The 12291-nt window shown below is 38.8% G+C and carries 13 protein-coding genes; 2 read left to right on the plus strand and 11 right to left on the minus strand.

What is annotated here, in order from left to right; genetic code table 11:
• From AAC037_RS08445 to AAC037_RS08455, 3 genes are all read right to left on the minus strand, one after another.
• Positions 1–899, minus strand: an 899-nt coding sequence (locus tag AAC037_RS08445) for a TonB-dependent receptor (RefSeq protein ID WP_339902572.1), incomplete at its 3' end; no start/stop codon positions are given.
• Positions 900–995: 96 nt separating this feature from the next.
• On the minus strand, positions 996–1208 hold the full coding sequence (locus tag AAC037_RS08450; protein ID WP_014022781.1) for a DUF3820 family protein: 213 nt from the start codon (positions 1206–1208) through the stop codon (positions 996–998).
• 13 nt (positions 1209–1221) lie between these two features.
• Positions 1222–1653: a hypothetical protein gene (locus AAC037_RS08455; protein WP_339902573.1), complete on the minus strand. Its 432-nt coding sequence runs from the start codon at positions 1651–1653 to the stop codon at positions 1222–1224.
• A 303-nt stretch (positions 1654–1956) separates the two neighbouring features.
• Here AAC037_RS08455 and AAC037_RS08460 point away from each other — a divergent pair, with 303 nt between their 5' ends.
• Together AAC037_RS08460 and AAC037_RS08465 are read left to right on the plus strand one after the other, a co-directional pair.
• Entirely contained in the window at positions 1957–3237 is a 1281-nt protein-coding gene (locus AAC037_RS08460) for an MFS transporter (protein WP_339902574.1), read from the plus strand.
• Between the two features lie 118 nt (positions 3238–3355).
• On the plus strand, positions 3356–3577 hold the full coding sequence (locus tag AAC037_RS08465; protein ID WP_339902575.1) for a hypothetical protein: 222 nt from the start codon (positions 3356–3358) through the stop codon (positions 3575–3577).
• Between the two features lie 3 nt (positions 3578–3580).
• Here the strand turns inward: AAC037_RS08465 and argH are convergent, their stop codons facing one another.
• Genes argH through AAC037_RS08505 form a run of 8 tightly spaced genes read right to left on the minus strand, consistent with a single transcriptional unit; the run spans position 3581 to position 11884 of the window.
• A complete protein-coding gene (argH, locus tag AAC037_RS08470; protein WP_339902576.1) occupies positions 3581–4909 on the minus strand; it encodes an argininosuccinate lyase in 1329 nt (442 codons plus the stop codon).
• Positions 4906–5991: a M20 family metallo-hydrolase gene (locus AAC037_RS08475; RefSeq protein ID WP_339902577.1), complete on the minus strand. Its 1086-nt coding sequence runs from the start codon at positions 5989–5991 to the stop codon at positions 4906–4908. The genes argH and AAC037_RS08475 overlap by 4 nt, the downstream gene beginning before the upstream one ends.
• A gap of 42 nt (positions 5992–6033) precedes the next feature.
• Positions 6034–6819 (minus strand): acetylglutamate kinase, encoded by a 786-nt coding sequence (argB, locus tag AAC037_RS08480; RefSeq protein ID WP_339902578.1) that lies wholly within the window; start codon positions 6817–6819, stop codon positions 6034–6036.
• Positions 6820–6831: 12 nt separating this feature from the next.
• Entirely contained in the window at positions 6832–7773 is a 942-nt protein-coding gene (locus AAC037_RS08485; protein ID WP_339902579.1) for an acetylornithine carbamoyltransferase, read from the minus strand.
• Positions 7774–7781: 8 nt separating this feature from the next.
• Positions 7782–8927 carry an aspartate aminotransferase family protein gene (locus AAC037_RS08490; protein WP_339902580.1) on the minus strand — a complete coding sequence of 382 codons (1146 nt, stop codon included), beginning with the start codon at positions 8925–8927 and terminating at the stop codon, positions 7782–7784.
• A 51-nt stretch (positions 8928–8978) separates the two neighbouring features.
• Positions 8979–9947, minus strand: a complete 969-nt coding sequence (argC, locus tag AAC037_RS08495; protein ID WP_339902581.1) for an N-acetyl-gamma-glutamyl-phosphate reductase — start codon at positions 9945–9947, stop codon at positions 8979–8981.
• Complete coding sequence (gene argG, locus AAC037_RS08500; RefSeq protein WP_339902582.1) at positions 9934–11139, minus strand: argininosuccinate synthase; 1206 nt, start codon at positions 11137–11139, stop codon at positions 9934–9936. The genes argC and argG overlap by 14 nt, the downstream gene beginning before the upstream one ends.
• Before the next feature lie 52 nt (positions 11140–11191).
• A complete protein-coding gene (locus AAC037_RS08505; RefSeq protein WP_339902583.1) occupies positions 11192–11884 on the minus strand; it encodes a GNAT family N-acetyltransferase in 693 nt (230 codons plus the stop codon).
• Positions 11885–12291 lie beyond the last annotated feature (407 nt).

The raw sequence follows: 12291 nt of genomic DNA on the forward strand, positions 1-12291 counted from the left end.
TCATAGACAGGCAAAACATAACCGGCATAAGTAAATTCATCAGCAGGAACCTTATAGTCTTGATAATCCTGAAAGGTTAGCCTTCCTTTAAAAATAAATCCATCTTCATTTCCTTCAACCATGGCAGAATGGCTACGCATGGAGTTATTGGATTGGTAGCTGTTGATCAAATGTCCCCTGATTTCTCCTTCCATTGGTAAGGGGGCCGGAGAAATGTTTATTACTCCGGACATTCCATCTGATCCATATATTAATGAGGCTGGTCCTTTCACTATTTCAACGCGATCCACATCAAAAGGATCTATTTCTAAACCATGATCTGAACCCCATTGTTGACCCTCTTGCTTAATGCCTCTGTCATTTACTTGAATTCTATTGGAGCTCATACCCCTGATCACAGGCTTACTAATTCCAACTCCTGTATTTATGGTACTGATACCCGGCAATTTTTCCAAGGCATTAGAGAAGGTACCGGAGTTGTTTTTCTCAATAAAATTCCTATCAATTACATCTATGGTTTGGGACTGTTCAACTGGCCCGTTTTTGAAGGGGTTGGCCTCAATGGTCAGGGATTGGAGGGAGATGGCTGAAGGTTCCATTGTCCAATTGAATTCCAAATCCTTGTTTGACAAATGTACGGTTTGAGTGATGGATTTGTATCCCAAATGGGAAATGTGAAGGTGGTAATTTCCCGGATTTAAGTTGTTTAACACGAAATGCCCATTTTCATCGGCATAGTCCCCTGACCCAAGTTCATGAATGAGGATGGTGGCCATCAAAGCTTCTCCGGAGGGATCTGTAATGTAACCACTGATAGCATATTTTTGGCTAGCTTGTGCAAAGAGGAGGGAATTGCCAAAGGTTAGCAGTACGAAAATCGGGAGAAGAATAAATCTCACTATTATAAATTGAATGATTGGAATACTTTTTCATCACAAAGGTATCCTTATCAAACAATAATTGCAACATAATGGCAAAGATTGACTTATTCTAAATTAGGATTTCTTTAGGGGGTCTAAAAGGTATTCAAGTCCATTGACACGGATTTCATACATTGTTTCTAACCACATTCCTAATTTGCCCTTTGGAAAGCCGTTTCGCTTAAACCAGATTAAATAATGTTCAGGCACATCACAAATTAATCTGTCCTTGTACTTTCCAAAGGGCATCTTTTTAGATACGAGATCTAAAAGTATATTTTTATCCATTGGTGCTTGTCTATTAATTTAACCAGGCATCCCAAGGTATTCTACTCAATATCAATACGAAAGCTATTCCATAAAACATATAAATGCTCCTAAATCTGCTCTTGCTTTCTGTTAATTTTTTAGCCCTGCTATAGCCAATTGTGATGAGTGCTATGGCGATAATGTTGATTAATGGATGTTCGAGTGCATACAACCTGCTCATGGAATCCCCCATGGTTTCACCACTTAGATTTGACAACCCCAGTGGGCTTAAAAAATAAACTCCTATTCCTACCAACAATTGAATGTGGGCCAAAATCATTCCTATTAAACCAAATTTCCGGTCTTTCTCCGTAAACTCTTTGCCACTCAATGCACCGATAAGTGCAGAAATAAAACTGAATATTATACCTGCCAAAACAATGTAGGCCAGAAACGAATGAAGATGCTGAAATCCGGTAGTCATGATACTTTTGTTTTTCTTTATTTAAAAAGGCTAAATAAGTAAAAAAAAGCGATTATTCCATTAGTTTCTTGTGGCTTTGTTCCAATTAATATCCAAAGCATGGTGGTGTTTACCTGGTATAAAATAATGGAGAATAATGCCTTTTTATCTAAAATAAGTATTATTATAAATTTATATTTTGCAGATATCTAATTTTCATTCGGTTAATTGGTTCTATTACCTAATTAATTACTTAATTTTGCGAATCTTAATTTTGCCCGCCCAAGGACCTCGATTATTTTTCTAATTAAACTATTTCCTAAAATGAGTTATTGGAGTTTTGTATTTGAGAACAAAAAGATGTTGATTTTCGGCTTGATGATGACTTGTCTTTCAGGGTATGGACAAACCTACCTTTTGGCCCTCTATGTGCCTTATTTGATAGAAGAGTTTTCCCTTCAGAATGCCCAAATAAGTGTTTACTATATGATTGCCACAATCGCTAGTGCATTTCTTTTACCACAGGTGGGCAAATACATTGATAAGGTAAGTTTGGTGAAATATACCTTGCTTACCACAATAGTCTTTATTCTTTCCATGGTCTTGATGAGCTTTAATCAGCATTGGTATCTATTACCGGTAGCTTTTTTTGGATTGAGGATTGCAGGACAAGGCTTGTTTAGTCATATCGCCATTACTTCCATGTCCAAATACTTTGTTAAAGGTAGAGGAAAGGCCATTAGTATGGCATCATTGGGACATCCCTTTGGTCAGGCGGCTCTCCCTATCATGGTAGTGGCGTTAATTAATGTTTTCGGATGGAGACAATCCCTATTGGTCAATGGGCTGATTGTGCTTATCATGGTCCCTCTTTACTTGTACTTTTTTATTGATGAGAAAAAGCTGGTAGTGTATGAAGAATCAGTTGGAACCAAAGATTCCGGGCCAAAAAAAGAAATCTCCCAATGGGAAATCATGAAATCTAAAAGTTTTTGGATGTTGGCTCCCAATTTATTTGTCTTGGCTTTTATCGTTACCGGCTTGTTTTTCTATCAGTTTGCAATTGCAGACTACAAGGGTTGGAGTCTGGAATGGATGGCTGTTGGCCTTACATTTTATGCCATTGCGGGATCTATTGCCATTTTATTTTCAGGGCCATTGATCGACAAGTATTCTGCAAGAACATTTTTCCCTTATTACCTTATCCCTTTTCTAATTGCCATCGTATTTATTTGGCAGGTGGACAATCCTTTAGTGATTTTCCCCTATATGATTTTGATGGGCGCTTCTGCAGGGGTGGGGAATTCTATCATGTCTGCTTTGCAGGTGGAATTGTTTGGCACTACTTATATCGGTAAGGTGCGTAGCATTTTTGCCTCTATAATGGTGCTAAGTTCTGCGGTAGGACCAGCCGTTTATGGTATAATTGTAGATGCCGGATACGATTTTCAGTATGTTTTTATAAGTTCAGGAATATTGATGACAGTGGCCATTTTGTTATCCTTTAGAATTATCCCGAATTATACTTATGCGAAAATGAAGTATAAATTTAAAAAACGTGATCGTAGATTCGATTTTTTTAATATTTTTACGCTGAAACGTTAATCCCTTTTTTTTAAAAATTAGTTACCCATTATCACCTAGCAACTTACTTAAATTTAATCTACATGAATGTTTGTAGGCTATATTTAAGCCATTATATTTGCATCAAATCCAATGAGTTATGCAGACACTTGTCACCTTATTTATTTTCACGATTTGTTATGGCTTGTTATTTCTTTCCTTTTTCCCTGTAAAGCCTCTTAAAAGAATTAGTGATTTTACCCATAAAACGAAAAATGCCATGTACAAACAATATGATTTGACATGGCCTTATTTTTTCTCTTTTCTTGGAGGATATCTGCTTGCCTCAATGATGGTTTATATCATTCAAGACTCTATTTAATCCTTAATTTTCCCATAATTTTTCTTCGGCTTTTTCTGCTTCCTCAAAGTTTACCTTTGACTGATCCATTTTATTTTTGATGGCAGGTAAACAGAGTTGGCCAATGCTGCCTTCATGGCTGTGTTTGAGTTTTTTACCTGGAATAAAATCTCCTTTTTCTATGTCCATCCCCACTTTTTTGTAAGCATCTCTAAATGGCATACCTTCCAAAACCAGCCTATTGACTTCCTCTACACTGAATAGATAGGCATAGAATTTATCATCCAAAAGATCTTTTTTAATGCTGATGTTTTCAAGCATCAATTGAGCGATTTTCAAGCAGTCATTCAGTTGTTCAAAAGCAGGGAAAGTGGTTTCCTTGAGCAGTTGTAAGTCCCGATGGTACCCGGTACTCAAATTTGTAAGCAACATCATGATTTGTTGTGGGTAACTTTGAATTTGGTTGGTCTTTGCACGGATCAACTCAAATACGTCAGGGTTCTTTTTATGTGGCATAATACTCGAACCCGTGGTTAGTTCATCAGGAAAACTGATAAACCCAAAATGCTGGTTCATAAACATAATCGCATCTGTAGCCAAGCGGTTGAGCGTGCCTGCAGTACCTGCTATTGCAAATGAAAGTGTTTTTTCTGTTTTCCCTCTACTATTTTGGGCATTGATGACATTGTAATGCATGTCGCCAAAACCTAGAAGTGATGTGGTCATTGTTCTGTTGAGAGGGAAAGAACTTCCATACCCTGCTGCGGAACCCAGAGGGTTTCTGTTGGACAGGCGATAGGCTGTTTGCCATAGATCCATGTCTTCTGCCAAACCTTCAGCAAGAGATCCAAACCATAATCCAAAAGATGAAGGCATAGCCAATTGGGTATGGGTATAACCCGGCATTAAGTCATCTTTGTGTTTTTCGGCTAGCTGGGTAAGTAAGTTGAATAGATTTTCTATTTCAGTTACTGTCTCTTTAATTGCCTTTCTATAATACAGTTTTAAGTCCACCAAAACCTGATCGTTCCTTGATCTTCCACTGTGTAATTTTTTTCCAACGTCCCCATACCTTTCTGTAAGCAAAAACTCCACTTGACTATGTACATCTTCTACGCCGGGAGCAATGCTAAACTTACCTTCTACAATTTCCTCTCGAATTTCCTTCAAACCCTTTTTCAATATTTCCAACTCATCTTGAGTAAGCAAGCCAATGGATGCTAACATCGTGGCATGGGCCATGGATCCTGTCACATCGAATGGTGCAAGCAAAATGTCAAATTCAGGATCTCTACCTATGGTAAAAGTTTCTACTTCTTTTTTACTGGTTTTGTCTTTTTGCCAAAGCTTCATTGGTTGTTTCTTTTGGTATTTGAAAAATAGTTTTTCAAAAGTGATACATATAATGATATTCCATCCTTGATTTCTTCGATGAAAATAAATTCATCTGCTGTATGTGATCTTGCAGAATCACCGGGACCAATTTTTACGGAAGGAAAAGGAATCAAAGCCTGATCAGATAATGTTGGGCTACCATACAATTCTAACCCCATCTTTTTTGCAGTGATTACCATAGGATGGTCTTCTTTTATGGAGGAGGAATTTAATCGAAGTGACCTGGGGTTTAGTTCAGCTTTTAAATTGCTTTTTAATTCATCAAAAGCTTCCTCTAAAGTGTATGCATCCGTTACCCGTACATCGAGCGTATAGGTGCACTTATCCGGCACCACATTGTGTTGGCTGCCTGCAGTGATGATGGTGGCAGAAACCTTATTAGGCCCTAAGAAAGGAGACTCTTTTTTGAATTTAAAATCTCTAATGGTTAATAAATCTTCAAGACTCTCATAAATCGCATTGGTACCTTCTTCCCGAGCTGCATGACCAGCTACACCATTGACCACAGCATCTATCACCATTAACCCCTTTTCTGCTACGGCCATCTTTAATAATGTTGGTTCCCCAACAATGGCAACCTCTATAGCGGGCAGTTCGCTGAGAACAGATTCTATCCCGCCACGTCCACTTATTTCTTCTTCAGCAGAAGCCACAAGCACAAGATTTACTGGCAAAGATTGTTCATAATAAAATACGAAAGAGGCCATTAGGCTAACCAAGCAGCCTCCTGCATCATTCGATCCCAAACCAAACAGCTTCCCCTCTTTCACCACAGGTGAGTGGGGGTCTAAGGTATAACCGCGGTTGGGTTTTACAGTGTCATGGTGGGAATTCAGCAAAATTGTTGGCAAAGAAGCATCGAATTGCCTATTAAATGCCCATATATTGTTTCCTTTTCTCTGTGTATCAATTCCCCTTCTGCTGAAAAAAGCTGCGATAAGTTCAGCAGTTTTGTCTTCTGTTTTACTTAGAGATGGGGTACTGATTAGGGCTTTAAGTAGTTCAATTGCCTCAATTTTTAATTTTGCTAAATCTTCCAATTTTTTTCGTTTATATAGAAGTAAGGGCTATTTCAATGCTATTTACAAAGGTTTGATAATTGTTCCGGCCTCTTCTCCTTTTGCAGCCAACAATAAGTTTTCAGGTAAACCCATCCATACATTGGAGACTCCTTTATTTAACGCATTAAAGGCATTTTCCAATTTTGGGATCATTCCGGAATGGATCACCTTGTCTTCAAGTAATTTTTTAAATATATCTTCATTAATCAATGGGACCAAAGATTCAGGTTTGTCAGCATCCATCAATACCCCTTTTTTATCAAAGCAGAAATAGAGGCCTACTTTATGTTTGCCTGCCAAGGCAGTGGCCAATTCCGAAGCAATGGTATCTGCATTCGTGTTTAACAACTGCCCTTTGCTATCATGTGTAATGGCTGAAAATACCGGAGCGATATTTTGCTCCAATAAGGTTTCTACCAATGAGGTGTTGACTTTGGTTACATCGCCTACAAAGCCAAAATCCACTTCTTTAACCGGCCGTTTTATGGAAGTGATGGCATTTCCATCTGCCCCGGTAAGGCCAATGGCATTTTGACCATAGGATTGAAGTTCAGCCACCAGGTTTTTATTAATCAAACCTGCATAAACCATGGTCACTACATCCAGGGTTTCCTTGTCTGTAATCCTTCTGCCATTGTGCATATTGGGCTTGATGCCCAAGGAACTTCCCATTCTACTTGCCAGTACACCACCTCCGTGAACAAGTATTTTTACGCCGGGGAAATGAGCAAATAACTTAAGAAAGGCTGTACAGTTTTCTTGGTGGTCAATTACGTTTCCACCGATTTTTATTACACTGATATCCATTAAGAAATATTTTTAAAGCACGCTGTCGATTACTGCCTGGGCAGCAAAAATCCTGTTTTTTGCTTGGGCTTGGACAAGGCTTCGTTCGCTGTCCAAGATTTCATCACTAAGTTCCAAGTTTCTTCTTACAGGCAAGCAATGCATGACTTTTGCATGTTTGTTTTCACCAAATTTGACTTCATTTAGTAGCCAGTCTCCTGTCACGCTCAGGATTTTTCCATAGGGAGTAAAGGCACTCCAGTTTTTGACGTATACAAAATCTGCCTCAGCAAGGGCTTTGCTTTGGTCATATTCTATTGTAGCTCCATTGGTAAATTTGGTATCCAATTCATACCCATGAGGATGGGTAATGGTCAGGTCATGTCCACAACCAATGGCCCATTCAGAAAAAGAATTTGCCACAGCATGAGGAATTGCTTTGATATGTGGTGCCCAAGTAAGTACTACTTTAGGTTTTCTTTTTTCTTTAAAGTTCTCCTTAATGGTTACCATATCTGCCAAACTCTGCAAGGGGTGCCTGATGGCACTTTCCAGACTAACCACCGGTACACCTGAATATTTGATAAATTGATTGATGACAAAATCGTTGGTATCCTCCTCCTTATTGGTAAGGGTAGGGAAAGCCCTGATGGCTAAAATATCAAAATAGCCACCCAAAACAGCTGCTGCATCTTTTATATGCTCCACTTTGTTTTGGTTCATGACGGCGCCATCCTGCATTTCCAAAGCCCAACTTTCTTTGTCCATATTCAGGACAAAACTCTCTACACCAAGATTGGATGCAGCGAGTTGTGTACTCATCCTTGTTCTTAAACTTGGGTTTAAGAAAATCAATCCAATACGCTTTCCACTGCCTTTGATTGCGTTTACCAGTGGGTCTTTTTTAAAAACCAATGCTTTATCAATCAATTGATTGGCAAGGTTTATATCTTCAAATTTAGTGAAATTTTTCATGACTGTTTTTAAGGATTCATGCGATTAATTACCTCTCTTAAACTCTTAAGGAAAAGTTGCAACTCTTCCTTCTTCACAGAAAGTGGGGGAAGTATGCGAATGGTGTGTTTTGAAGCAGCACTTCCGGTAAAAATATGGTGACTTTTGATCAGTTCTGACCGGTAGGGGGCAGCTTCATCCTTCAGGTCAAAACCTATCATTAAGCCTTTGCCCCTTACTGATAGAATTTCAGGAAAGCCTTCCTTTAATTCTTTGATAAGTAAATCTCCCAATTGCTCAGCATTGGTCATTAAATGCTCCTCTTCTAAAACCTCTAAGACTGCAAGTCCTGCGGCACAAGCCAAGTGGTTTCCGCCAAAGGTGGTTCCCAATAAACCGTATTTGGCCTCAATATCCGGGTGGATCAATACTCCACCAATGGGAAAACCATTCCCCATTCCTTTGGCTATGGTAATCAGGTCAGGTGACAAATCTTCAGTCCATTGGTGAGCAAAAAACTTACCTGTTCGTCCATAGCCGGATTGCACTTCATCTAGAATTAATTTGGCTCCGTATTTTTTGGTGAGGGTGGAAAGGCCTTTGAGAAAATTAGACTCAGCAACTTGAATGCCATTGACACCTTGAATGCCTTCAATGATCACTGCCGCAATTTCTCCACCTTTCAACCTTTGTTCCACAGCATCCAAATCACCTAATGCTTCAAAGAAAACCCTATGGCCGCTATTAAATGGGGCTACGATCTTTTGGTTATCCGTAATGGCCACAGCTCCGGATGTTCTCCCATGAAAGGCACCATGAAAAGCAATAACTCCCGCTTTTCCTGTTTCAAAAGAAGCCAATTTTAAAGCATTCTCATTCGCTTCAGCACCTGAATTGCAAAGAAATAAATGGTAAGCTTCATAGCCGGAAAGCTCTCCCAGTTTACTTGCCATTTCTTTTTGTAAGGGGATTTGAACAGAGTTGGAATAGAAGCCTATTTTGTTCAGTTGCTCGCTTATTTTTTTGACATAGTGTGGATGTGAATGCCCGATTGAAATAACTGCATGCCCACCATATAAATCCAGGTACTTCTGGCCTGTATTGTCCCATAAGTAAACACCACTGGCCTTTTCAGGAGTGACATTCATTAAGGGATAAACGTCAAACAATTGCATATTGTATATATTTGTAGACAGCTTGTAAAGGCTGCCAGATAGTCATTTTATTTAAAAAGCAGTACTTTTCAGTTGCAATCCTGTTTTTTCATCCAACCCAAAAGCCAGGTTCATGTTTTGTACTGCTTGTCCGGACGCCCCTTTTAGAAGGTTGTCTATGGCTGAATAAATAACAAGTTGACCTGCTTCTTTTTTCAAGTGTACCAAGCACTTGTTGGTGTTTACCACTTGCTTTAGGTCAATGTCATTTTTGCTTACATAGGTATAGGCTGCATCTTGGTAAAATTTAGCATACACCTCATAAGCTTCTTCCAAACTTCCTTCATAAGGGAAATAAGCTGTAACCCAGATTCCACGAGAAAAATTACCCCTGTAGGGTACAAACAATACCTGCTGATCGAACTGAGGTGTCAATTGCCTGAAAGTTTGGTTAATTTCTTTCAGGTGCTGGTGAGTAAACAATTTGTAAACCGATACATTTTGGTTCCTTTGACTAAAATGAGTGGTTTCTGAAAGTTTTTTACCGGCACCGGTGCTTCCGGTAATTCCCGTCACATGTAAAGAACTTTTAATCCAGTTTTGCTGGATGGCAGGTACAAGGGACAGTTGAACTCCGGTAGCAAAACAGCCGGGGTTGGCTATTTTTTGTGCAGCTTTGATTTTTTCCCGATTGACTTCAGGTAAACCATACACAAAACCATTGCTTTCATCCCTGAAATCCGTGCTAAGGTCAATTATTTTTATGTTCGCATCAAAAGCATGTTTTTCTAAAAACGGTTTGGCCTGTCCATGAGGCAAACATAAAAAAACAAGGTCAAGGTTGTTCGGATCAATCTCATCAGTAAAGCTTAGGGAAGCATCACCGATTAAATCCGGATGAACCTCTTCTAACTTTTTGCCTTTTTGGCTATTGCTATGAATCCAAAGCAGGTCTACATTTGGGTGATGTACCAATAAACGTAACAGTTCTCCTCCCGTATACCCGGCAGCACCCACTACAGCTGTTTTAATCATTTTCATGGCCTAAACTTTCATTTACTTTATGGAAAATAGCTGTCTGGTTACCCAATATTTTTGTGAAGCCTTTTACATCTTCAGCGGTATACCCTTTATTCATTTCACCATAGCTACCAAATTTGGATGACATCAGGTCATGGTCTGAAGAAACGCCTATCATATTGAATCGGTAAGGAGCAAGTTGAACTTTTACTTCACCGCTTACATACGTTTGGGTATCTGTCATAAATGCTTCTAAGTTTCGCATTACAGGATCTAGATAATGACCTTCATGCAAATGGTTGCCATAAAACTCAGAAATTTGATTTTTCCAATAGCTTTGCCACTTGGTTAGGGTATGTTTTTCTAATAGTTGATGCGCTTTGATGATGATCAGAGGGCCTGCAGCTTCAAAGCCAACACGTCCTTTTATTCCTATGATTGTGTCGCCAACATGAATGTCTCTACCAATCCCATAAGGGCTTGCCAATCCTTGAACCTTCAAGATTGCTTTGACCGGATGATCGAATTGCTCTCCATTAACAGCTACCAACTCACCCTTTTCAAAAGTAAGAGCTATGGTCGCAGGTTCCGTTACACTTACTTGAGTAGGGTAAGCACTTTCTGGCAATGCTTGATCAGAAGTAAGGGTTTCCTTACCGCCCACAGATGTACCCCAGATTCCTTTATTTATTGAGTAAGCAGCTTTTTCAAAATTCATGCTTACGCCATGTTTTTTCAAGAAAGAAATTTCTTCTTCTCTACTTAATTTTAAATCCCTTATGGGAGTGATAATTTCAACGTCAGGAAGGATGGTTTGAAAAATCATATCAAATCTTACCTGATCGTTTCCGGCTCCTGTACTGCCATGGGCAATGGAAGTTGCCCCAATGCTTTTCGTGTACTCAGCCAATGCTTTGGCTTGTAAAATTCTTTCTGCACTGACAGACAATGGATAAGTTTGGTTTTTTAATACATTGCCATAAATTAAAAACTTAATGACTTCATTGTAATAAGTAGAAACCACATCAAGCACTTTAAAGGAAGCCACACCTAATATTTTTGCCCTTTCACCTATATTGTCTAACTCCTCTTGCTCAAATCCTCCGGTGTTGACCAATACGGCATGTACTTCATAGCCTTTTTCTTTGCTAAGGTGAATGGCGCAGAATGTGGTGTCCAGGCCTCCGCTATATGCTAAAACTACTTTTTTCATATTATAAATTGTCTTTATTAAAAAGTGTTACCTTGAGGAAACACAGTTATTATTATTGGTTTACTTTATCTTTTACTTTTTCAATTGCTTTTTTTCCTTTGGCAAAATTAAGAAACATGGCCCGTTTGATATTGATTAATCGCTCAAAAAGACTGAGATTCTTTTTAAATTCGGAAGAACGTTTCTTTTGTTCAGCCTTTTTTACATTTTTGGGTTCATAAAGCATGGCTGTACACAAGCAGTTAGACCTGTTTTTGCTCATAAGTATGGGGTAGTTTACGCAACTTTGGCATCCCTTCCAAAATTCCTCGTCGGTAGTGAGGTCGGAATAACTGACCGGATAATAGCCTAACTCTGAATTTATCTTCATCACAGCAGCCCCTGTGGTTAAGCCAAATATCTTGGAGTCGGGGTATTTTTTGCGGCTTAACTTGAAAACTTCTTTTTTTATTTCTCGGGCTAGCCCGAATTTTCTGTAGTTGGGAGATACTATTAATCCTGAATTTGCCACAAATTTCCCATGTCCCCAGGCCTCAATATAACAAAAGCCTGCCCAGTCTCCGGATTTGGTAAGTGCTATAACTGCTTTTCCTTCCCGCATTTTAGTTTTTATGTATTCGGGGGATCGCTTGGCTATACCGGTACCCCTAGCCTGTGCCGAGCGTTCCATTTCATCTGTAATGGTTTCTGCATATTGGCAATGCTCTTCTCCTGCAGGTTTTATTATAAATTTTTGGTTAAACATTGTAGCATTTTTTTGGCTTGCCGTAATCTTCCATCAAATCTCTATTGACAGAGTCAGCCTTAAGAAAACTAGTTGAAATGAATAAATGAAATGCTTCCGGAAATAGAAATATCCACATAGGATATATTAAAAGAGTGTAGGGACTATGCCCTAAATAATGTCCTGTAGGTTTTAATAGGACACAATATTGGATACCCACAAAAGATATTATGGACCCGATAATTTTTTTTTGATATGTTATCTTCTTTCTTCATGCTAAACCGTGCAAATATTTATTTATTTTATCAGAAATACAAGTAAAATAAGGATATAATGTAAATCAATAGCGATTTGAATGGCCCCCCTTTTTTTAAAGGCTAAAAATTTTTCATTAGGAGCAATGACTCCATCTTTTTGGTACCATACTT

The sequence above is a fragment of the uncultured Cyclobacterium sp. genome (genome assembly GCF_963976465.1).
GTDB lineage: Bacteria > Bacteroidota > Bacteroidia > Cytophagales > Cyclobacteriaceae > Cyclobacterium.